The 21,443-nt window shown below is 64.9% G+C and carries 21 protein-coding genes and 4 pseudogenes; 14 read left to right on the top strand and 11 right to left on the bottom strand.

Features of this window, described 5'->3' with window-relative positions:
- The first annotated feature begins 221 nt into the window (after positions 1 to 221).
- Together istA and istB are read left to right on the top strand one after the other, a co-directional pair.
- Positions 222 to 1,514 carry an IS21 family transposase gene (istA, locus tag GJV80_RS18380; RefSeq protein WP_154689137.1) on the top strand — a complete coding sequence of 431 codons (1,293 nt, stop codon included), beginning with the start codon at positions 222 to 224 and terminating at the stop codon, positions 1,512 to 1,514.
- Positions 1,511 to 2,347 carry an IS21-like element helper ATPase IstB gene (gene istB / locus GJV80_RS18375; RefSeq protein ID WP_230207834.1) on the top strand — a complete coding sequence of 279 codons (837 nt, stop codon included), beginning with the start codon at positions 1,511 to 1,513 and terminating at the stop codon, positions 2,345 to 2,347. Before istA ends, istB begins: the two co-directional genes overlap by 4 nt.
- A 779-nt stretch (positions 2,348 to 3,126) precedes the next feature.
- On the opposite strand, the gene GJV80_RS18370 is transcribed toward istB, so the two are convergent.
- The 7 genes and pseudogenes from GJV80_RS18370 to GJV80_RS18340 form a co-directional block, all read right to left on the bottom strand.
- Entirely contained in the window at positions 3,127 to 4,122 is a 996-nt protein-coding gene (locus tag GJV80_RS18370; protein WP_230207833.1) for an ABC transporter ATP-binding protein, read from the bottom strand.
- Positions 4,115 to 6,064, bottom strand: a pseudogene (locus tag GJV80_RS18360) (oligopeptide/dipeptide ABC transporter ATP-binding protein). The gene GJV80_RS18370 and the pseudogene GJV80_RS18360 overlap by 8 nt, the downstream one beginning before the upstream one ends.
- Positions 6,042 to 7,040: an ABC transporter permease gene (locus GJV80_RS18355; RefSeq protein ID WP_154689133.1), complete on the bottom strand. Its 999-nt coding sequence runs from the start codon at positions 7,038 to 7,040 to the stop codon at positions 6,042 to 6,044. The pseudogene GJV80_RS18360 and the gene GJV80_RS18355 overlap by 23 nt, the downstream one beginning before the upstream one ends.
- 65 nt (positions 7,041 to 7,105) lie before the next feature.
- Positions 7,106 to 8,476: an alpha/beta fold hydrolase gene (locus GJV80_RS18350; RefSeq protein ID WP_154689132.1), complete on the bottom strand. Its 1,371-nt coding sequence runs from the start codon at positions 8,474 to 8,476 to the stop codon at positions 7,106 to 7,108.
- A 28-nt stretch (positions 8,477 to 8,504) separates the two neighbouring features.
- Positions 8,505 to 8,852 (bottom strand): annotated as a pseudogene (locus GJV80_RS24635) (DUF4386 domain-containing protein); the annotation flags it as partial.
- 29 nt (positions 8,853 to 8,881) lie between these two features.
- Positions 8,882 to 9,217 (bottom strand): annotated as a pseudogene (locus GJV80_RS25215) (DUF4386 domain-containing protein); the annotation flags it as partial.
- Positions 9,218 to 9,366: 149 nt separating this feature from the next.
- Complete coding sequence (locus GJV80_RS18340) at positions 9,367 to 10,089, bottom strand: DUF4389 domain-containing protein (protein WP_154689131.1); 723 nt, start codon at positions 10,087 to 10,089, stop codon at positions 9,367 to 9,369.
- A 211-nt stretch (positions 10,090 to 10,300) separates the two neighbouring features.
- On the opposite strand from GJV80_RS18340, the gene GJV80_RS18335 reads away from it, so the two are divergent.
- Positions 10,301 to 10,678 (top strand): helix-turn-helix domain-containing protein, encoded by a 378-nt coding sequence (locus GJV80_RS18335; protein ID WP_154689130.1) that lies wholly within the window; start codon positions 10,301 to 10,303, stop codon positions 10,676 to 10,678.
- A gap of 157 nt (positions 10,679 to 10,835) precedes the next feature.
- Here GJV80_RS18335 and GJV80_RS18330 read toward each other — a convergent pair whose 3' ends face one another.
- Positions 10,836 to 11,114, bottom strand: coding sequence for a helix-turn-helix domain-containing protein (locus GJV80_RS18330; RefSeq protein WP_154689129.1), 279 nt, complete (start codon positions 11,112 to 11,114; stop codon positions 10,836 to 10,838).
- Between the two features lie 129 nt (positions 11,115 to 11,243).
- Between GJV80_RS18330 and GJV80_RS18325 the strand changes: the two genes are divergently transcribed.
- The 3 genes from GJV80_RS18325 (at position 11,244) to GJV80_RS18315 (ending at position 13,214) form a co-directional block, all read left to right on the top strand.
- Positions 11,244 to 11,840: a hypothetical protein gene (locus tag GJV80_RS18325; protein ID WP_154689128.1), complete on the top strand. Its 597-nt coding sequence runs from the start codon at positions 11,244 to 11,246 to the stop codon at positions 11,838 to 11,840.
- 112 nt (positions 11,841 to 11,952) lie between these two features.
- On the top strand, positions 11,953 to 12,642 hold the full coding sequence (locus GJV80_RS18320; protein ID WP_154689127.1) for a DUF4386 domain-containing protein: 690 nt from the start codon (positions 11,953 to 11,955) through the stop codon (positions 12,640 to 12,642).
- Positions 12,643 to 12,905: 263 nt separating this feature from the next.
- Positions 12,906 to 13,214 (top strand): hypothetical protein, encoded by a 309-nt coding sequence (locus tag GJV80_RS18315; RefSeq protein WP_154689126.1) that lies wholly within the window; start codon positions 12,906 to 12,908, stop codon positions 13,212 to 13,214.
- Positions 13,215 to 13,579: 365 nt separating this feature from the next.
- Here GJV80_RS18315 and GJV80_RS18310 read toward each other — a convergent pair.
- A pseudogene (locus GJV80_RS18310) lies at positions 13,580 to 13,947 on the bottom strand (VOC family protein).
- Positions 13,948 to 14,009: 62 nt separating this feature from the next.
- Here GJV80_RS18310 and GJV80_RS18305 point away from each other — a divergent pair.
- Complete coding sequence (locus GJV80_RS18305; RefSeq protein ID WP_154689125.1) at positions 14,010 to 14,468, top strand: MarR family winged helix-turn-helix transcriptional regulator; 459 nt, start codon at positions 14,010 to 14,012, stop codon at positions 14,466 to 14,468.
- Here the strand turns inward: GJV80_RS18305 and GJV80_RS25210 are convergent.
- Positions 14,368 to 14,991, bottom strand: a complete 624-nt coding sequence (locus GJV80_RS25210) for a YihY/virulence factor BrkB family protein (protein WP_154689124.1) — start codon at positions 14,989 to 14,991, stop codon at positions 14,368 to 14,370. The genes GJV80_RS18305 and GJV80_RS25210 overlap by 101 nt on opposite strands.
- A gap of 124 nt (positions 14,992 to 15,115) precedes the next feature.
- On the bottom strand, positions 15,116 to 15,523 hold the full coding sequence (locus GJV80_RS18295) for a DUF5994 family protein (protein ID WP_154689123.1): 408 nt from the start codon (positions 15,521 to 15,523) through the stop codon (positions 15,116 to 15,118).
- A gap of 231 nt (positions 15,524 to 15,754) precedes the next feature.
- Between GJV80_RS18295 and GJV80_RS18290 the strand changes: the two genes are divergently transcribed.
- The 7 genes from GJV80_RS18290 to GJV80_RS25205 all read left to right on the top strand — a co-directional run bounded on the left by GJV80_RS18290 (position 15,755) and on the right by GJV80_RS25205 (position 21,414).
- A complete protein-coding gene (locus GJV80_RS18290) occupies positions 15,755 to 16,954 on the top strand; it encodes an AI-2E family transporter (RefSeq protein WP_230207831.1) in 1,200 nt (399 codons plus the stop codon).
- Between the two features lie 166 nt (positions 16,955 to 17,120).
- Entirely contained in the window at positions 17,121 to 18,269 is a 1,149-nt protein-coding gene (locus tag GJV80_RS18285; RefSeq protein WP_154689122.1) for an acyl-CoA desaturase, read from the top strand.
- On the top strand, positions 18,266 to 18,622 hold the full coding sequence (locus GJV80_RS18280; protein ID WP_195909010.1) for a PRC-barrel domain-containing protein: 357 nt from the start codon (positions 18,266 to 18,268) through the stop codon (positions 18,620 to 18,622). The genes GJV80_RS18285 and GJV80_RS18280 overlap by 4 nt, the downstream gene beginning before the upstream one ends.
- A gap of 164 nt (positions 18,623 to 18,786) precedes the next feature.
- On the top strand, positions 18,787 to 19,389 hold the full coding sequence (locus GJV80_RS18275) for a hypothetical protein (RefSeq protein ID WP_195909009.1): 603 nt from the start codon (positions 18,787 to 18,789) through the stop codon (positions 19,387 to 19,389).
- A gap of 15 nt (positions 19,390 to 19,404) precedes the next feature.
- Complete coding sequence (locus GJV80_RS18270) at positions 19,405 to 20,193, top strand: GAF and ANTAR domain-containing protein (protein ID WP_230207830.1); 789 nt, start codon at positions 19,405 to 19,407, stop codon at positions 20,191 to 20,193.
- Positions 20,194 to 20,560: 367 nt separating this feature from the next.
- The gene (locus tag GJV80_RS18265) at positions 20,561 to 21,247 is read left to right on the top strand and encodes a hypothetical protein (RefSeq protein WP_154689119.1); all 687 of its coding nucleotides are present in this window, start codon (positions 20,561 to 20,563) and stop codon (positions 21,245 to 21,247) included.
- A 2-nt stretch (positions 21,248 to 21,249) separates the two neighbouring features.
- Positions 21,250 to 21,414, top strand: coding sequence for a DUF6320 domain-containing protein (locus GJV80_RS25205; protein ID WP_370518773.1), 165 nt, complete (start codon positions 21,250 to 21,252; stop codon positions 21,412 to 21,414).
- Positions 21,415 to 21,443: the final 29 nt, after the last annotated feature.

Below are 21,443 nucleotides of genomic sequence, written 5' to 3'. Positions count from 1 at the left end.
CCGCGGGACTCAATCCGAGGCCCCAGCTGCGGGCCGGCAGTGATCCCCATTGATAGTGACCAACGTGCCCGGGTCAACGGACCGTCATCGCCGGGATGACAGTCCGTTGACGACGCCTGACCCATGTCGGCGTCGGCTGAATACTGACCCCGTGTCGTCGCCCGAAAACTGATCACCTTCGTTTGATTCTCGGCTCAACTCGAGCCGGGAGGAGAAGGGAGTTGTTGTCAGTGGAGGACTGGGCTGAGATCCGCAGGCTGTGTCGAGCCGAGGGGTTGCCGATCAAGCTGATCGCTAGGACGTTGGGTGTCTCGCGGAACACGGTGCGTGCTGCGATCGCCTCCGAGGCGCCGCCGAAGTACCGGCGTCGGCCGGCGGGGTCGGCGGTGGATGAGTTTGAGGACGCGATCCGGGAACAGTTGAAGGTGGTGCCGACGATGCCGGCCACGGTGATCGCCGAACGGGTTGGTTGGACGCGTGGGATCACGGTGTTCAAGGAGAGGGTGCGGGAGTTGCGGCCGGCGTATCTGCCGCCGGATCCGGCGTCGCGGACGAGCTATCAGGCCGGGGATATCGCGCAGTGTGATTTCTGGTTCCCGCCGATCAATCTGCCGGTGGGGTTCGGCCAGGTCCGGCGGCCGACGCAGTTGCCGGTGTTGACGATGGTGACCGGCTATTCCCGTTGGCTGTCGGCGGTGCTGGTCCCGACCCGCGCCGCGGAGGACCTGTTCGCCGGCTGGTGGCAACTTATCGAAGCGTTGGGCGCGGTGCCGCGGACGTTGGTTTGGGATGGTGAGGGAGCGGTCGGCCGGCACCGCTATGGCCGATCGGAGTTGACCGCCGACTGTCAGGCGTTCCGCGGTGTCCTGGGCACCAAGGTGGTGATCTTGAAGAAGGCCGAGCCGGAACACAAGGGCGTCATCGAACGCGCCCACGACTACCTGGAACGATCGTTCCTGCCAGGGCGGGAGTTCGCCGGTCCGGCCGATTTCAACGCTCAGCTGCAGGCCTGGCTGCAAACGGTGAACGCCCGTCCGCGGCGGGCGTTGGGTTGCGCGCCAACCGACCGGATCGGCGCGGACCGGCAGGCGATGCTGGCCTTGCCGCCCGTCCCGCCGGCGACCGGCTGGCGGGCATCAACCCGACTGCCGCGTGATCACTATGTTCGGCTGGATTCCAATGACTACTCCGTCCACCCGGCCGTGGTCGGGCGGCGGATCGAGGTCATCGCCGACCTCGAACGCGTCCGGGTTCTGTGTGAGGGAAGGATTGTTGCCGACCACGAACGTGTGTGGGGCTGGCATCAAACCATCACCGATCAAGATCACCTCGACGCGGCGAACCGGCTCCGACGCGACCGTGACCGCCTCCTGCGACCCGTCCACGACCCCGCCCACGATGGAGGACAGGTCGCGGTCGAGCAGCGTCGGTTGACCGACTACGACACCGCCTTGGGAGTCGACCTAGACGCCAACCCGGGCACCGGGCTGGTTGACGGAGGGAAGGCATCATGACCAGCCGCAACACTAAACCCGGCTCGGCCGAAAACAAGATCAGCTCTTCCGCGTCGACACGCCGGGACCTGGCCAGCGAGGTCGGCTTCTTGACCCGAGCATTGAAGGCACCCACCCTGCGCGAGGCAGTCCCCAGGCTGGCCGAACGGGCCAGGGCCGAATCCTGGACCCACGAAGAGTTCCTGGTCGCCTGCCTCCAACGCGAAGTCGCAGCCCGCGAAGCCCACGGCGGTGAAGGACGGATCCGGGCCGCCCGGTTCCCGGCCCGCAAAAGCCTGGAGGAGTTCGACTTCGACTACGCCCGCGGCCTGAAACGCGACCTCATTGCCCACCTCGGCACCCTGGACTTCATCACCGCACGCGAGAACGTGGTCTTCCTCGGACCACCCGGCACCGGCAAAACCCACCTCGGGATCGGCCTGGGCATCCGCGCCTGCCAAGCCGGCCACCGCGTCCTGTTCGCCACCGCCAGCCAATGGGTCGACCGACTCGCCGAAGCCCACCAAGCGGGACGTCTCCAACAAGAGCTCGCACGGCTGGGCCGCTACCCGCTACTGATCATCGACGAAGTCGGCTACATACCCTTCGAACCCGAAGCCGCCAACCTGTTCTTCCAACTTGTCTCGAGCCGCTACGAACGCGCCAGCCTGATCGTCACCAGCAACAAACCCTTCGGCCGCTGGGGCGAGGTCTTCGGCGACGACACCGTCGCCGCCGCCATGATCGACCGGCTCGTCCACCACGCCGACGTCATCGCCCTCAAAGGCGACTCCTACCGACTCAAAGACCGCGACCTGGGCCGAGTCCCAGCCGCCACAACCGAAGAACCATGACCACCAAGGGGGTCAATTTTCGACCGACGAAAAGGGGTCAAAATTCGACCGGCGTTGACAACCCAAGCTCGCAGCGGGGACGGGGATCCGGCGCTGGACATGTACTTCGGGCACGGGCCGAGGCCGAAAATCTGGGAAGTCCACGTGTCAGCCGGATCGACGGGTTGAACGGATGGGTCGCCTCAACAGCCTGGCCCAATCCCGAGTCCAGCGGTCGGGCGCCGCCGGATAGATCATGCCTGTGTGGTGATAGAGGCATGGGTGAGTGAGGTATCCGCTCGCGCAGTTCGACACCTTGTCGCCGCCCTGGGCATTGGCACCGGCATCTCCAGGTAGCGGGTGTGTCAGGGATCTGCCACGGTCTGGATGATGAATCCGCCGCGTACCGATCCGGGCCACCATCACACCGGCATGCCGTACGTCTTCCTGGATGCCACGTATTTGCATGTCCGCTGACCGGTGCGGTGCCCCTGGGCCGGACGACTGTTCGACGTGCCGTTGCTTGATGGCGGTGTAGTGGGGGCCGCGGTGAACGTGACGGGCACCCCGGGGATCCTCGGCATGGATATTGGTGAAAGCGGAGACGAGCTGTTCTGTCTTCGCCAATCCGACAGACCCCTTATGGCAGCCGTCCTGGAACAAGTCTGGGATCAGCTCGCCCAAGCTCCTCCAATACAGACCGCACCGCTGGCGAGGCGAGGCATTCGTTGACACATTGGCGTCCGTCGACTGCTCACCGGGCCCGCATCTTGTCCTGCTCACTGCCGGCGACATCAGGGTCAAAGTGACATTGGGAATTCTGGGAGGTCATCGACCCGGTGGCAGGCGACAAGCGAATCCCCGCGTGGACGCAATTGAGGGCGTTCCCGCCTGCACTGGTCGACCGCGTACATGCAGCGGCCGGCGAACGGGCACCCGGACCCCGGTGCGACCGCATTGGGTTCCTCTGATCGGGCGGCGACGTTCCGCAGACGTCGGCGCTCGCGCTGATACGCCGGGTCGGGAACCGGAGCAGCTGCGAGGAGGACCCGAGTGTATGGATGGCACGGCTGGGACACGAAGCCAGCAGTCGGCCCCGACTCCATGATTTGGCCTCGGTAGAGAACGACGATCCGGTCGGCCAACAATCGCACCACTGCCAGATCATGGGAGATGAAGAGGTACGCAAGTCCGCGCGCGTGTTGAAGCCTAGCCAGCAGATTCAGCACTTGCGCTTGGACAGAGACGTCCAGGGCGCTCACCGCTTCATCGCAGATGATTAGATCGGGTTCGATCATCAGTGCTCGTGCGAGCGCTATGCGCTGTCGCTGTCCGCCGGAGAAGTGTGTTGGGTAGCGGGTCGCTGCCTCGGGTGACAGGCCCACATCGGTGAGCATGCTCCGGACAGTCTCCCGCATCTTCTTGCGAGAAAGGGATCGGTGCACCACCATCGGCTCGATCAGGCTCTGCTCGATCGTACGGGTCGGGTTCAATGAGCCGTACGGATCTTGGAACACCATCTGCACTTGTCGGCTAACGCTCGGCTTGTCGACCCGTCGGGTTGCGCTCGCGATCTCTTGGCCGTCCAGGACGATCGTGCCTGCGCTCAGCGGTGCGAGACCGACGATTGAATTCCCGATGGAGGACTTTCCCGACCCGGACTCGCCGACCAGCGCGACGGTCTCCCCCCGAGCAATGTCGATACTGACCTGATTGACAGCCCGTACGGCGCCGCCCCGTCGCCGCGAGCCGTATGTCACGGTGAGCTCCCGCAGGGAAAGCAGAGGATCAGACACGAGCAGGCTCCCTCACAACCTCGGCGCGTTCGGGTCGGAGGCACCGGGAGAAACGTGCCGGCGCGACCGTGTGCAGCGTGACTGCAACAGCAGTGCACGCGTCTTCGCGGTGGGGACAGCGGTCGGCGAACCGGCATGAGACGGGCCAGAGCGCTGGAACGGGGACTCTTCCCGGGATTGCCGGAAGCGGGATTTGGCTCGCCCGGTGCGGATTGGCGGCAAGCAGAGCTGCACTATACGGATGCATCGGCCTAGCGAACAGGCTGCCGACTTCAGCCAGCTCGACAACCTGGCCGGCATACATAACGGCGACACGATCACACACATCCGCGATCACACCGCAGTCGTGACTGACGATCATGACGGCCATACCGGTCGCCTCCTGAAGGGACCGCAGCAGATCGAGGATCTCCGCCTGAACTGTCACGTCGAGGGCAGTTGTCGGCTCGTCGGCAACGAGCAACCGCGGCCTCCCGGCAAGCGCCAGCGCGATACAAACTCGCTGGGCCATTCCGCCCGAAGCTCGTGTGGGTACCTGCGGAGAACCTGTTCCGGATTCGGCAGTTGCACCTGGGCCAACAGTCGAGCGGCCTCCTCGGAGGCAGCCTTCCGGCTGACGCCCTGGGTCCGGCGGACTACCTCCTTGAGTTGGCCGCCGACAGTCGTGCCAGGATCCAGTGCGCGCATCGGTTCCTGTGAAATGAACGCGATCTCGCGGCCACGAAGTGCGCGCCGCTGCCGTGGGCTTGCTGCGCGTAGGTCGGTTCCGCCGTAGGTGATCGACCCATGGGCGACAGCGACATCGGATGGCAGAAGACCGAGAACCGCCAGGGCCATTATCGTCTTGCCGCATCCGCTCTCACCGACGATTCCCAGGCACTGGCCCGGACGGATGTCGAAACTCACATGATCGACCAGACGCGTTTGACGACCGTTCCTGGTGAGGGTGACTGAGAGGTCGCGTACCGACAGCAGTGCGCTGTCGTCCAAAGGTCCTAACAGATCTCCGCCTTGGCTGAACTCCAGCAGCGGCCGCACGGTGTCCACTGTCGCAGAGTCGACTGCGGGCCCGGCGGCATCCTCATCTCCGGTCGACCGACTTGCAGAAATCTCCCGAACGGCGTCCCCGACGAGGCCGAGCGCAATGCCGGTCACAACGATGGCGACCCCCGAGGGGATGATCAACCATCCGTTCTCGTTGATCACTTGGGCACCGTCTGCGATCATCGACCCCCAACTGGGCGCCGGCGGCTTCACATCCAGATTCAGAAAGCCCATCGCGGCTTCGATGACGACGGCGGCGGCGATGAACACCGTCACCTGCACGAAGATGGGTGCGGCTACCACGGGAAGGACGTGCCTGCCGATCACGCGCGCGCGGGACAGTCCCATAACTTCGGCGGCCCTGACGTACAGCCGGGCTCGGGCTGACAGCGTGGCGGCCCGAGCCACTCGGACCAGGCTCGGCGATGCCATGAAGCCAAGACTCACCATCAGCGCCGTCCGACTTGGAAACACCGCCGCAACCACAAGGAGGATGATCAGTCCGGGCAACGCCAACACCAGGTCACAGAGCCACATGATGATCCGGTCGGCCCGCCCGCCGAAGTAGCCGGACAGCACGCCAACCGGGATCCCCACCAGGATGAACACGATGACTGCCTCGGTTGCCAGCAGCAACGTCACTCGGCCACCGAACAGCAGGCGACTCAGCACATCACGGCCAAGATTGTCGGTGCCGAGCAGGTGCGACATGCTCGGAGGCTTGTTGACATTGAGCAGATCCTGAAACTGCGGATCGTGGGGCGCCACCTGTGGAGCAAACATGCATGCCAGGAACAGCACGACGAGGAAGACGATGGAAACGCAGGCCAGCGGCCGGCGAAGAAGTTCGCCTCGAACGTGAGAAATGGTGTGTTTCACGAGACTCGCACCCTGGGATCGAGCCATCCGTAGATGATGTCGAGTAGCAGGTTTACGGCCACCACGATGAGTGTGTAATAGACCACAACTCCGGTGATAACCGGGAGGTCGTGGTCGGGCACGCTGGAGGCCGCCAGGCTACCGATGCCGGGGAGGACGAACACCGTCTCCACGACGACCGTCCCGGCGAGCAGGCCTACGAAATCCAAGCCGAGCACCCTGACCACGGGAACCGCAGCGTTCTTGAGGGCATGCCGGAGAACGACAGAGACCTCGCTGACACCGACTGCGCGTAAGGTGCGCGCATAGTCGCTTTCCAGCTCACCGACAAGCGCGGTGCGCGTCTGGCGGATGATCACAGTCAGGGGTGGAACCGCCAACGCGATGACCGGGAGAATCAGCGACTTCAGCCAGCCTGTCGGCGACTCGGTGATGGGCACGTAACCTCCGGCAGGGAGCCATCGCAGCGCTATCGAGAAGAGCGACACGAGCACTAGTCCGAACCAGAAGTTCGGCACGGAGTGCCCGATCCAGGACATCTTGTCGATGATCCGTGCCACCGGTCCGGGGCGCAGGCTGGTGTAGATCCCGAGGCCGACACCCACAATGGCCACAACAACAATCGTTGCCACCGTGAGGGTGAGCGTGACACCGATCCGCTGGTTCAGCAGCGCCACCACCGGCTCCTGGTTGAACAGCGATTCGCCGAAGTCGCCGTGCAGTGCGCCGCGGAGCCAGCGCCAGTACTGCACGTAAAGCGGATCAGTCAGCCCCAGCTTCTTCGCGATCTCGGCCTGCTGCTCGGCGGTTGCCGAGAGCCCGTACAGGGCAGCCGTGACGCTTCCCGGGATGAGCGAGACCAGCGCGAACGTCAGCGTGGATATCAACAGCAGCAGGGGAATTGCCTGCAGGAGTCTGCGTCGAACTAAGTTTAGACGACCGGGGAGCGTGTCGTGGATCGGTGTCGATGGTGCGCCGGTGGAGGTCAGCGGCATCGGGTTGAAACCCTTGACGATCAGCCAGCCGCCGAGGGAGCGCTCGAACGGCGACCGGGGATGCGTTAGGGCTGGGCGAGTGGGTGGGAGGTGCGGACGGCGGTGACGACGTCGTGTATTGCCTGGCTGGCTGCGGCGGAGTCGGTTTGGTCGCTGATGAGTGAATCGTGGCTGGCGGTCGCGTGCCGATGGAGGCTGTTGGTCGACAGGGTTGCCAGCTGGTTCTGCTTGGACTGCCACTGATTGTCGTTGTTTCCTTCATCGGCGGTGAGGACGATCAGGGGCTTCCCGTTGAGGTCGGTCAGGGCTGACGCCTGCTGCATCGAGGCGTCGGCGTAGCCAAGGAACTCCTCGAAGAAGCTGTCGAGGTGCTTGGCGGTCGAGGAGTTCGCGCGAGCCTCGTCTCGCGAGCGTGGCGGCAGGGTGTCGTAGGATCCTTGGGCGATGAGGCGTCCGAGCCCGAGGTGGGCCAGGGCGGAGACGAGGGCGGAGCCCCGCCGGATGACGTCGTAGGTCCCGCTGTTGGTTTGAAAGGCGCGTACGGGCTTGGGTGCGGTGGAGTCCAGTAGCACCATGCCGGCGACCTGATCGGGGAACTGCGCTGCGAAGCTTTGGACATACAGGCCGCCGAATGAGTGTCCGGCCAGCACGTATGGGCCGGGAACGTGGGCGCGGTTGAGCAGGGTATGTAGGTCCGCGGCAATGTGGGCGCCGTCCTGTGGGCCGTCGGCGGCGTCGCTCCAGCCGCGACCGGCGCGGTCATAGACGCAGACTGTGGTGTCTCGGGCAACGGCCGGCGCGATCCAACCGAGATCTGAGGATCCCGCGCCCCCGCCGGGTTCCAGCAGGACGGTGGGGCTGCCTGAACCGGTGCAGTGCAAGTGTAGCCGGTGGCCGCCGACGTCGATGAGTCGGCCGGGCAGCGGATAGGCCCTGGCGTCAACGGACTCCCCTACAGTCTCAACGCCGCCGCCGATCGAGGCGATCATCAATACGGCCAGGACGGGATAGAGCAGCCACCGTGCGATACGGCTGCGGAGCTGGCGTCGGGCTCGAAGGAACATCCAGACGACAAGCGCAAACAGGGCAGGTGGCCATACCCAGCTGAAGACAGTCTGGACGGCAGCGGACCCGCTGAGCGAAGCGGGCCCGGCGACGGCCATGAACACGGCCGGCGCAGCTGCCCACCGTTGCGGCTGGTCGCTGAACCGGACGGACAGCACGGCCAACAACGCCCATCCCAACCCAAATCCCAGCAGCACCACACCGGTGAGGACGTTCTCTTTAGCCGGAATGAAGGGCATGGCCACCAGAACCGCAGCAGCAACCAATCCAGCGGCCAGCGAGAGCGCAACGATCAACCCGATTCTGCTCTTCGCGGCGGGCTGCACACTGCTGGTTGATCGAAGATCGTTGGCCTGGATTGTCGTGGGCATGATGGCCCTTCCGGTGGTCCGAGTGGCCTCAGCCGACCGGGAGTGTGTCGTGGTTCGGCGTGGACAGTTCGGTGGTGAGCGGCGTGGTCTTGAAGCCCTTGACGATCAACCAGATGCCGAGGGAGAGCTCGAAGGCGGCGACGGGGAGTGCGGCGAAGGCGGCTACTGGGGAGACGTTGGCGTAGACGCCGAAGTAGACGGCGATGTCGGAGGCGAGGAGGAGTGGGGCGCCGATGAATGCGACGATGGGCCAGATGCGGGGCACGAGGCGGGACCGGTACAGGACGTAGCCCAGGAGCAGGTCGCAGAAGACTGGCATGAGGCTCTGGGAGACGAGGAATGTCGAGTTGTAGACGGCGACCAGGCTGTGGCCGGTTGTGACGAGTGAGGCGGGTCCGCTCCGGTGGTTCGGGCGACGTCATTGCGCAGGGTGATGATCGTCAGCAGGCTGGCGACGCCGGCGAAGATGAGGCTGGTCTCCACGATCCGGGCGGCGACGAATCCGAGGGCGGCGGTCTGGCTGACCCGCTTGGCTATCGGGTAGAGGACCACGGCGGTGCCAGTGCCGGCGATGCCGACGATGAGCTCGGAGAAACCTCCCCATAGCACCCCGGTGGCGCTGCCCCCGCCCAGGATGAAGGTGCCGACCTGGTCCTTCACGGGCTTGTACAGCACCAGGGTGGGCATGGATACGAAGGTAAGCACGTACAGGATGCCGGCGGTCAGGGAGATCCTTCTCATCGGGTCCATCCGTCGGCGCTCGGTGGCGCGTCCCGCGACCGTTGTGGTGCCGGGAGTGTGGGCGACAGTTGCAGTCATGTCATGCTCCGTTTGGTCGGGTCAGTTGGGTCGGTGCTGCGCGGCGTCGTTGGCGGGGTGGGCGTCGGTGGTCACGGGGCCACCGGAGCGGGATTCAGCGGCCCTGTGTCGGGCGCGGAGGCGGTGGGTGGTTCGCTGCCGCCCAGGTCGAGCCGGAACGGCGGGTAGGCGTCGGTCATCAGGGCTGCGTAGGCGGTGACCCGGAAGACCCAGCGGTTCATGCCCAGCACGAGGTCGTAGAGACCGCGTGGGTAGCGGCCGGCGAACAGCAGGATGATCCCGGCGAACAGGACCAGGAGACCGATCAGGCCGCCGCCGTAGGCCCATGCGTTGTCGTTTGTCGCTTGGTCGTAGCCGGCGAACGCGGCGCCGGTGAATACGCCGATGATCAGGTAGTGGGGCAGTGCGAGCAACCACCACTTGACCAGCACCAGTCCGCGTGAGAGCGAGGTTGGGTATTCGACCTCGAGCCTGGCCGGGTAGTCGGGTAGGTCCTTGAGGGTGAAGGGTGGGTACTGATCGGTGCCCAGGGCGCTGTAGGAGTAGAAGCCGACCCGCCAGGACCAGCGCAGTACACCGACGTTGAACCCGAACAGCGCGCGCGGGTAGCGGCCGGTGAACAGGATTGCGAACAGCGCGATCAGGGTCACGGCAACGAACGCCAGCCAGAGGAACACCAGGATGACGTAGTGCGGGATCGCCAGCAGCCACTTGACGAGCCAGAGACCGCGGCTGACTCTCGGCGCTAGTTCGCCCGTGAGGTGAAGCGGATAGGGGCGTCCGTAGGTATCCATGACCGGTCCCTTCTGTCGCGTCTATAACGCGAGGGTGGAGGCTGCGGGGCGGCCTGAAGGTCCGATACCACCGTTGAGCTGATGCTCCAGCGTTGTCAGTGGGTCGAACGGGCGCCCCGCACTTCTGGATTTCGACGCTACGCGTGTTAATGAAAACAAGCAATACGTTTCTAGAGACAGAAATCTTGAAGACCCTGTTAGGCTTTGTGTCGTGGATGCACAGTGGAGCTTCCTGACCAACCATGCCCGCGTCCTGGTCTGCATCGCCCGCGACGACAGTCTGCGGCTACGCGACATCGCCGACATGCTCGGAGTCACCGAACGCACAGTCTTCGGCATCGTCACCGACCTGACCGAGGCCGGGTACGTCGTCAAGGAAAAGGCTGGCCGCCGCAACCGCTACCGGATCCAACACCATCTCCCACTGCGGAAACCCATCGGCCGCGAGCCGACGATCGGCGAACTGCTCGGACTGCTCATCGACTCCACAGCAACGAACGCCGCGGGCAAAGCTGCCGAAACGGGGCGCGCCGGTGCACACCACACCGCCGACACGTTGCCTGGCCCTCCAGGGACCTCGCCACAGTGATCACCAGGCATCGGTGGTCAAACTCGGTAGCGGCCTTTGGGCGACCGCCCCCGAACCGCCTGGACGAGGGTCGGCGCTGGTGGCTGCGGTCGAGGACTTCGTCGACACCGCCGATCCCCCGAATCTGCAGGTGGCGGCGGCTTCGGGGCATCGTCGGTCACCCGCCACCCGGCCCTTGCAGGAAGCGGATCAGCTCGCCGACGGTGTGGTGGCGGTATTGGGGATGGCGGAGTGGAAGGTCGTGCACTTCGTACCGATTTCGGCGTCCGTCGCGGGTCTTGGTCAGGTAGCCGGCGAGCTCGAGGTCGCTGACCAGCTGTGCGGCTGTTCGTTCCGTGATGCCGACGGTCTCTGCGATGTCTCTGGGGCGCGCGGTCGGGTCGGCGGCGATGCAGACGAGCACGTGTGCGTAGTTGGTGACGAACGGCCCAAGCATGATCCTCTTTACTAGAATCACGTGTCATGAATTGTGATACTATCGTGAGATCTCCTCTTGGGGGAGAGGCACGTCCGCATCTCGGTGTGCAAGCGGCGTGTGTGCACGCCCAGCTCGGAGGGACCAGCCTTGACTTCGCTGCCGCATACAACTCCCGCCGCGCCGGTGCCGCAAAAGCTTCGCCGCCCTCGTGTTTGGGCGTGGCCGCTCGCAATCGTCTTGAGCTTTCCAATCGGCGGCTACATCGCCAATCTGATTGTCGGTCCGATCGACTCCGTCGGCGTGGCGCTCGCCGGTGGGCTGATCGCGGGCGCGGTGATCGGCGCAGCGCAGTGGCTGGCGCTCAGGCGGCTCATGCCCTGGCTTTGGATTGCAGCCACAAGCATCGGAATGGCCGCTGGACTGAGCTTGGGCGCGGCCCTCGTCGATTACGGGATCGGCCGGTTGGACCTGATCGTGATGGGCGCCGTGAACGGAGTGGTTGTCGGCGGGCTGCAGTCGGTGGTGCTGAGGCGGAAGCGCATCTGGGGCGCGGCGTGGTGGGCGGTAGCTAACCCGCCCGCGTGGGCGCTCGCCTGGCTGGTGAGCTCCTATGTGATCAGCGCAAACATCGATGAGCGGTTCACGAACTTCGGCGCGAGCGGCTGCCTTCTGTTCGCCCTGCTGACTGGTCTTCTCCTTGAGTTGTTGTTCCGCCGCACCGAGGCCGAGACGCGAAGGCCTTGAGCATCGATAGTGCTCCCGGCGTTGTGCCGCGGATCCTCTCCAGCCGCGGCGACCTGGGGCCGTCGACCAGGGATGCGGCCACAGCCGTGCCAGTAGTCGCGGACGCGCACCCATGAGCACGCTCACCGTAGGCGTATGGCTGCTGGCGCTCCCGGTTGCCTTCAATGTCGCCTTCGGCGTCCTGGCGGCCACGTTCGGCTACCCCAACATTCTGCGCAGCCCCACCCGCGAGGTCCTGTCCCGGTTCCGCGAGGGCGGCACGAGGCTGCTGTTGTGGTGGTGGATCTTCGCGCTGACTGCGGCCGGGCTGGTGCCCCTCGCTGTTCTGGTCGCCCAGGCGCTGGACGACGCGAATGAGACCGTGCTGCTCGTCGGCGCGACCATCGGGGTGCTGGCCGGCCTCGTGCAGCTCTTGGGTCTCATCCGTTGGCCGTTCCTCGTCCCCTACCTCGCTCGCGTTGACGCCGACCCCGATGCCAGCGCGGCCCGGCGTGAAGCGGTCGACGTTGTCTTTCAGACCGCCAACCGGTACCTGGGTGTCGCCGTTGGCGAGCACCTCGGCTACTTGCTCACCGGCACCTGGACCATCCTGGTAGGCGTCGCGTTCACTCAAACCAGCGTTGCGCCCAACTGGCTAGGCGTCCCGGGGATCGTCATCGGTGCGGTACTGGCCCTGTGTTCCCTGGAGTTCGCCGGGCCGGCCGAGCGCGACGGCTGGAAGCTCGCAGCAACACTCACTCCGATCACCTACATCGCCTGGTCGCTGTGGCTCATCGTCGCCGGCATCACACTTCTGATCTGAGTCCCGTCGTGAATAACCGACTACGCCACGATCAGCTCGCCGAGACCCCGACCCTGTCGATTTCTCAAACGGGACTGACAAGGCAACCGCGGTCGGCGCCAGTGACGGCGTCGCTCCAGCCCGTCGAGGATCCGGTCGAGGCCGAACTGAACTCGTCGCCGAAGTCGTATCCCGGCTGCAGGTAATACGTCGTGCCAACTCGACCATCATGGATACTCCCCGGTGGCCATCAGCGCCATGATCGGCTCCGCGACCTCCCCGAGGTGTCGATTCCCTCGAACGGCAGCGGCGCCTCCTGCAGAGACTACGGCGAGGCCGGCTCGCTCAGTCAGGCGCGCCGGAAGCGTACGCCCGACGGCCTGGTGCTGCCGCCGATCTACTCCGGGCAGAACGGCTTCGGTATGTGGGCGCCACCGGAGTCCGCGACGAATATGATCGCGGTCGGCGATCTCGGCGCCCGGTGGCCGGAGATCTTCGCCTCCTGCCAGACCGTGGCGCACCCGACCTCGCCTGCCGGCATCGACAACCAAGAGGCGGACGCGCCGGTGCAGCTGTGGACCGGCCGCAAGTAGCGGTGGTCACGACTGTGGCCGCTGCGGCGCCACCTCAGTTGACGTCCCCGCCGCTCCGGGTACCGACGCCGGAATCTCCATCGATCCGATGCTTAGGTCAGGTGCCGGTGCAGGATCCTGGTCGCCAGCGCACGAATTGAGCCTTGACGACGCCGGACTGTGGGGGCGGCTGGGCAGGGCGTACGAGAAGGTTCATCCGGCGGCGGTGCTACCGCTGTACACCCAGCTCGTGGTGTCGGGATTGCAGAGCATCAATGGTTGATGTCCATGGACCGGCAGGGCGCATCAGTGGAACGGCGTGTCAGCCACGGGCCGGGGCGTGGCCCGGGTCTGAAGGGCAAGCCCTCATCGGCTGACTTGAGGGGTCAGGTGCGGTCGTGGAGGGTGATCTGGTGGCCGTCGGGGTCGAAGAAGGTGAACGTCCGGCCGAAGGGGCCGCCGGTCGGTGCGGAGACGATGGTGTGGCCGTCGGCGAGGAGTGCATCGTGAATGCCTTGGACGTCGGTGGCGTGGAGCCAGATTGCGGCGCCGATGCCGGGTTGGGGAACGGATCCGAGGTCGGTGCCGGGAACGATGCTTCGGCGGTCGAATGCGATCGGCTTCGTTTCGAAGACGACCGCATGCCGGGGTCCGGCGGGCTTCGGACGAGGCCGAGGTACTGCTCGTAGAACGCTTGGGAGGCGTCGAGGTGGCGGGTCTGGAGGGAAATGAAGTCGGGGCCGGTGGCGGACATGATGCTGGTCCTTTCTGACATGTCAGCTTTCTGACATAACCAATGTATGTCAGGATTCTGACATGAGTCAAGACAGTGTTGGCGTCAACTTGGACGCCTCGCCGCGGTACCTGTTGAAGGAGGCGTCGAGCGTCGTCCGTGCAGCCATGGAAGAGGTGCTGCGGCCGCTGGGGATGACCGTGACGCATTACTCCTGCCTTGAGCTGCTGGCACAGCGACCTGGGCTATCGAACTCCGAGCTTGCGCGGGGCGCGTTCGTGACGCGGCAGTCGATGAACGTGCTGCTGCAGGCCTTGGAGCGAGATGGTTACGTGACCAGGCCTGCGGAGGCACCGGTCGGGAAGGTTCTTCATACGCGTCTGACGCCTCGCGGTCGGCGAAGGCTAGCGAAGGCGACTGTGGCGGTCCGCTCGGTAGAGGTCAGAATGCTGGCCGGTCTGACCGACACCGAGCAGTCAGATGCAATCCGGATCCTGCAGAGCATGATCCATTCCTTGCGTGATGGCAGCGGCGGCGCATAGCCTTTTGCCTCCCGGCGCACGTGTCGTCGCACCCGGATGTGCCTTCCACGTACAGGCCGAAGGACAGCAGCCGGGCGCGAATGACGTTGCGGTGGGCTGGGTGTCCGGACATGATGCCGATGGCGTCGATGAAGGTGTCGAGCGCCCGGGATCCGGACCACAATGCGATCAGGAAGCCGATGGAGATGACGTCGGCCCGGACGCGGGAGAGTACGGAGGAGATGGTCGGCGCGATGATGGTGTCGACAGCGCTGTGAGTCAGTATCCGGGATGCCAGATCGAGCAGTTCGGCCTGGAAGTTGCTGATCACTTGGGGGCTGATGCTGTTGGCGATGTAGCCCAGCATGCCGACGCCGCCGAAGATCAGTGGTGGCAGGGACAGGATGGCGAAGAAGGCTGCCTCGGCTGCCAGACCGGCGGCCCGGTGGATGAAGGCCAGCTTGACGGTCCAAATGATGACCCGACGGGCTCGATGCGATTCGCCGTGGTCTCGGCCGTCGGCGTGCGCCGGCGCTTTCGGCACGTCCGCTTGATCATTCGTTCAGGCTAGGCCCGCAGTCAGTGAGACCGCGCCGACGCCGGCTCACCCCAACCGCTAGTTATATGGTCCCCGTTCGTGGGCGGCGGAGGTTCTGGTCGGCGGTTAGCTAGTCACCGACGGGTCTGGTCAGGTCGGTCAGGATCTGGGTTGCGGTATGCCGGCTGTCACTTTTGGTCGCGAGTACGAACGCTCGTGCGGCGTTGGCGGGATCGGTGTCGGGTGGGATGACGACAAGTTCGATGCGTCGGCGGTTGCCGGACAGGGTGAGGATGATCTTGTGGGTGTTCTCGCCGGGGAAGGAGGAGGCGGGGATGATGGAGCCTCGGGAGAGGATGCGGCGGGGTGCGGTGTCCCAGTCGGCGGTGGAGAAGAGGGCTCGGGCGATGCGGCCGTGCGTGTCGGGCCAGTGATCGGCTAGCGATGGTAGCTCTTGACGGAGGTCGCGCGATCGGGGCCACCAGGCTCCGTCCAGGAGTGCTTGGCCCATGATCGGCTTCAGCTGGAGGCGGGGCATCGGCGGAGCCTGGGCCTTGATATCGGGCTCGGTCGCGGGCGATTTTTCGGGGTGGCGTTCCGATAGTGAGATGTAGTCGCTCATGGCGACCCTCCAAGGGCTGGGTGTTGATGCGTAGCAAGGGAATTGCAGCGCCTGCCCAGGATCTCAACGTACCCGCGGTAGCCAAACGCCGGCGGACGTCGCCGGGGGCCGGAGCGCCGAAGTTTGTTCGGTGTTCAGACTTGGGCCATGAATCCAAGTCACCGGTCCGGCCGTATTGGTTTAGCACGTCGTTTCAACGGTCCTCTCAACGGTCCTTTCAGCGGTTCTCTTCACGGTTCTCGTCGGACCACCACTGTGGTGCCGCCGGGGGTGGAAGTCGCGGCTCAATGGGCGTGGCGCTTCCTGGTGATCACCGCGGCGGTTGCGGTGTGTGTGTACCTGGTGGCCACGCTCAGCGAGATCGTGATCCCACTCCTGATCGCTCTGCTGGTGTGCGCGCTGATCTCCCCGCCGGTGCAGTTCCTACGACGACACGGGTGGCCCAAAGCGCTCGCGATCCTGGCGGTGTTGGTTGGCCTGCTGTTGGTCGTCGGCGGGCTAGCGCTGCTCGTGACCACCCAAATCCGTTCCGGCCTGCCGCAGTTGGAGGCGCGATCGGTCCTGCGCTACAACAGTTTCCGCACTTATCTGCGGGTCGGGCCGTTCCATCTGAGCGACTCTGCTCTGGCCGCTGATCTGGACAAGGTGATCCGAGCGGTTAAGACCAACGGCAGCGCGATCTTTGGCGGCGCTCTGTCGGCGAGTGCCACGGCGGGTCGGATCGTGGCTGGCGCTTTGATAACGCTGTTCGCGACGATTTTCATGCTCATCGATGGTGCCGGGGTGTGGCGTTGGATCGTCAGGTTGTTCCCGCGCCCGGCACGGACTGCGGTCGACGGCGCCGGCCGGGCCGGGTGGCTGACGTTGAGCGCATTCGTCCGCGTCCAACTCCTGGTTGCAGCCGCTGACGCGGTCGGGGTAGGGCTGGTCGCATTCTTCCTGGGCTTGCCGGTAGTGGTGCCGCTTGCGGTGTTGGTCCTGTTGGCTTCGTTCGTGCCGCTGGTCGGTGCGATCGCTACCGGCGTGCTCGCTGTTCTGATCGCGCTGGTCTACCTCGGGCCGGTGCAAGCGGTGATCATGCTCGCCGGTGTCGTGGTGGTGCACCTGATGGAGTCCCATGTCCTGCAGCCCCTCGTGATGGGCTCCGCCGTCCGGGTACACCCATTGGCGGTCGTTCTCACGGTCGCCGGCGGTTCCTTCCTTGCCGGGATCCCTGGTGCACTCTTCGCCGTCCCCGCCGTCGCAGTCATCCACACCATGATCAGCTACGTCGCCTCCGGCATCTGGCGTGAGCCGAGGCCCGTTTCGCGCCGTCCGGCCCGCGGCCGCCCGGACGCCGCCCCATAGATTCGACCCGATCCCAGGAGTGGGGTTGGTCGTGTTGTGGGGCTTGTGGTGGGTACTGTGAAGAGGAAGCCATTTTCAGGTGCCCTGGACCTCGGCGCCCGTTGCTGGGCAACGCTTCTATCCGATTGGTTCGCTGATCGGGTGGATTGAGCCGAGGGTAATCATTATGACTGTTCAGGCGGCAGAGCCGGCTGGAGCCGAGCGAGCGCAGAACCGCTACACCAGTAGTTATACGCAGTTGTCTGCGCGGGTGAAGGAGTCCGGGCTGTTACGGCGTCGGTACGGCTATTACTGGACCAAGATGTCGCTGACCGTTGTCGCCCTAACCGGTCTCGTGACCGGGATGGTGTTGTTAGGCAACTCCTGGCTGCAGCTGCTGCTCGCCGCGGTGCTCGCGGTGATCTTGACCCAGTTCGCGCTGCTGGGCCACGACGCGGCGCACCGGCAGATCTTTCGATCGTCCTGGGCGAACGAGTGGGCGAGCCTGGGATTGGGCAACCTGCTGGGCGGTTTCAGCCTGGGCTGGTGGCAGCACAAACACAGCTCCCACCACGCCAATCCGAACAAGGCCGGCAGCGATCCCGACGTCGCTGCGAGAACGCTGGCGTTCACCCCGTACGCGCGGGCTGAACGGCACGGGCTGGGGCGGTACCTGGCCGATCGACAAGCGTGGTTCTACTTCCCGCTGTTGATGTTGGAGGGGTTGAACCTGCATGTGGCAAGTGTGCGCCGGGTGATCAGCCGGGCGCCGATGAAGCGCCGTCGCTGGGAAATCGCACTGCTTCTGATCCGCCACCTCAGTTACCTGACTGGGTTGCTGTTGATCATGCCGCCGGGCAAGGCAGCCGCATTCCTCGGCGTGCAGCTGGCGCTCTACGGCCTTTACCTCGGCGGCGCGTTCACCCCTAACCACATCGGCATGCCCACCGTGCCGCCGAATCTGAAGATCGACTTCCTGCGTCGCCAGGTGTTGATGTCACGAAACGTCAGCGGCGGATGGCTCGTCCACTTCCTGCTCGGCGGCCTGGACTTCCAGATCGAGCATCATCTATTCCCGTCGATGCCGCGCCCGAACCTGCGAAAGCTGCAGCCGCTCGTCCGCCAGGTTTGCGCCGAGAACAAGATCACCTACACCCAGAAGAGCCTTCCCGCTGCGTACTCAACCGTGCTGCGCTACCTGAACAACGTGGGGTTGGCCGCACGGGACCCGTTCGGATGCCCGCTCGCCGCCCAACTGCGTACCGGCGCCGATCTGCTTCGACCGACAGAACCAACCCAACAACTCGAAACGAGATCAACAAGGAGGCAGCTATGACCGTACCGACCAATATCGGTGAATGGCGCGACAAAGACGTCCTGATCGACGCCGATGAAAAGCTCGGCAAACTTGCCGACATCTACTACGACGCCGAGTCCGACGAGCCCGTCTTCCTTGCTGTCCGAACCGGCATGCTGAGCCAGAAACAGGTCCTGGTGCCGGCCCGCGACCTGGTCACCTCACCGGACCACATCACACTCCCGTGGACCAAGGCCGATATCGACGGAGCCCCGACCACCCGCTCGGGCGAAGAACTACCGGTCGAAGATGAAGAGCGAGCCTTCCGCCACTTCGGTCTGGACTACACACCACCCGCATCAACCAGCGGCCGACGCCTCGTCCGCCGCTGAACCCGCCCATTCTGGCCTGTAGACCTGGCCGCCGGGATGCGCAGGGCGGGAGGCCGACCATGGTGACCACCGCGATGCAAGCCTGCCTCGCCCGGCTGCGACGTGACCAGCAGGCGAGCCCGGGTAGTGGCCTGCCAAACCTCGCTTCCTCCACCATTGGTCGCGTGTTGGGTGTGACCGGGGCTGGAGCCTTTCTCACCTCGCGTACTGCTGACCGCGTACCGGCCCCGACGTGGGGTGATGACGACCCTGCCGGTCGGCGGCTCGCTGACCTGCAGTTCACCACCGGCGAGGGACCCGCGATCGACGTGATCCGGGCGGGTGTCGCAGTGTTCGCCCCGGACCTGGCCGATCTGTCAGAAGACCGGTGGCTGGCCTTCACCGTCGAGGCTGTGGCTCTCGACGTCCGGGCAGTATTTGGGTTTCCCCTGCTGATGGGCGCGATCCGGGTCGGTGCGCTGGTCCTGCACCAAGACAGACCAGGCCCCTTGTCCACACCCGCCATTGCTGACGCTACGGCATTCGCCGAAGCAGCCACATCGAGCCTCCTGTCGGATGCGGTTGCGCTGGAGATCGACGACAGTCTGGCGAACCAGCAGATGGTGGTGTTCCAAGCCTCGGGGATGATCAGCGTCCAACTCGGCGTCGACCCGGCCGAGGCGTTGGCCCGGCTGCGCGCGTACGCCTACGGCAACAACCAGATGACCTCACAGACCGCCGAAAATGTTGTCGCCCGACGACTACGATTCGACGACGACCAACGATGAGACCGACGGGGGATAGTGCCGGCGGGGGCTGGTGCCGACGGAGTTAAGGAGTTAGATGTGACCGATGCGCGGGAGCGCCGGTTGACCGCAGTCTTCGTCGAGCTGGCCGACACACTGGTCGAGGACTTCGACGTGATCGACTTTCTGGACACGCTCACCGTTCGGTGCGTCGAACTGCTGGCCGCCGATGCCGCGGGTGTCGCACTCGCCGACCCACGCGGCCGGCTCCAGTCCGCCGCGGCCTCAATGGAGCAGGCCCGGCTGCTCGAACTCTTCGAATTGCAGACCGATGCTGGCCCGTGCATCGACGCCTACCGCAGCGGCAAACCCGTGGTCAACGCCGATCTGACGGCGAACGAGGAGCGCTGGCCACGGTTCGCCACGGCGGCCAGGGAGGCAGGGTTCGCCTCGGTCCACGCGTTGCCGATGCGATTACGCGGACAGATCATCGGCGCATTGAACCTGTTCTGCATCCAGGCCTCAGACCTCAATGGTCGGGATCAGAGGGTCGGCCAAGCACTGGCCGATATCGCCACCATCGGCATCCTCCAACATCGAGGCACCCAACAAGCAGAAATCGTCACTCAGCAGTTACAAACCGCGCTCAACAGCCGACTCATCATCGAACAAGCCAAAGGCATCCTCGCCGAGCGCGGTGACCTCACCATGGACCACGCCTTCGAAGCGATGCGAACCTACGCACGACAGACACATCAACGGCTTTCCGACCTGGCCCGAGCCATCACCGAACACTCCTCCCAGACCGCCGAGATCCTCACGGATGCAGCTAGCCGGGAATGCTGAACATTCCGAGTTCTTGGAGCGCTGGCGTGATGAGCGAGCGGCGAGGCGCAGCGAGCGCTGGCTTAGTCTTGGGTCTTCGCCTTGTCAGGCGGCCGAGGCCGGTTCCCGCGTTGCTCGCGACGGTCCAACGCCGTCGAGTTGCCGGAACTGACCGCCGGGATCGCAGCGCGAGAGCTGCAACCGGTGGCATCATGACGGTCAGTGGGTACCGAAGGATAGCGACGTCGCGGATAATTGGTTGTCTCGGCCCTGTGTTTCAGATTCTGCTCGATTCCCCGTCGACAGGACCGCTTGGAGACGCTGACAAGGTGATCAGTGCACTTCCTGGTTATGGACCTGATGCCGTCGACGTCTCAGGTCGGGCACCATGACCCGTCAGGCGTGGGTGCGGCCCGATAACGCGTCCAACATTTTCCTCGGCGGCCGCAGTCCCGTCGAGCCGAAAGTCTTTCGGATCAGTGCCGACCTGGATCACGACGTCTCTCCGTTGCTGTTGCAGAAAGCGCTGGACGAGACGTTTGGCCGGTACCGCCTCTGCCACGTGGTGCTGCGAAGTGGCATCTTCTGGTGCTACCTGCAGGACAGTGACCCGCGCGGCTTCGTCGCCCCAGAGGACCAGCGCACCTGCGCCCCGATCTATGGAGTGGATCGGCGTAACCTGCTGTTTCGCGTTGTTCACCACCGTCGACGCGTAAGCCCCGAGGTGTTCCACGCCTTCTCCGACGGCACCGGCGCGCTTTGGTTTCTCTTTGATCTGGTGCTCGCTTATCGCCAGCTGCGCTACCCGGCTCAAGTCCGCGCTCCGGGTAACATCGGCGGACCCACTGATTCACGGATGGATCCCGGCCGTGTTCATGCTCACGCTGATATCGATGCTCGGTCCGGCCGGAAGACGACAGAGCCGGTGCATGAATTGGGCTCCGACAGCTTCAACCACTACTTCCACCGGCGGCGTCGGGCGGTGCCCTCTGCCGCCGAAGCCTGTTGCAGCCGATCTGCGACTGCCGCAAACACTGTCGACGCCAGGTCCGCGTACATCGTTTACAGCGGCTGACCGTGCTACTGGGTTTAGCGCTCATTGGGTTCGTCGCTCTCGGCCGAGTGACCAACCCGTCACCGTCGACCATCTGCGGCGCGCTCAGTGTTGCTACGCTTGTGCTGTTGCAGCTCTTTCAGGGCGCGGAGGTCCGGCACGAACTCGCCAAGCGTCGGCATCTGTAGCAGATCCGAAGGCCGGCTGTACTGGCTGG

Source organism: Microlunatus sp. Gsoil 973, from assembly GCF_009707365.1.
GTDB lineage: Bacteria > Actinomycetota > Actinomycetes > Propionibacteriales > Propionibacteriaceae > Microlunatus.
This window is presented reverse-complemented; position numbering and strand designations above follow the sequence as displayed.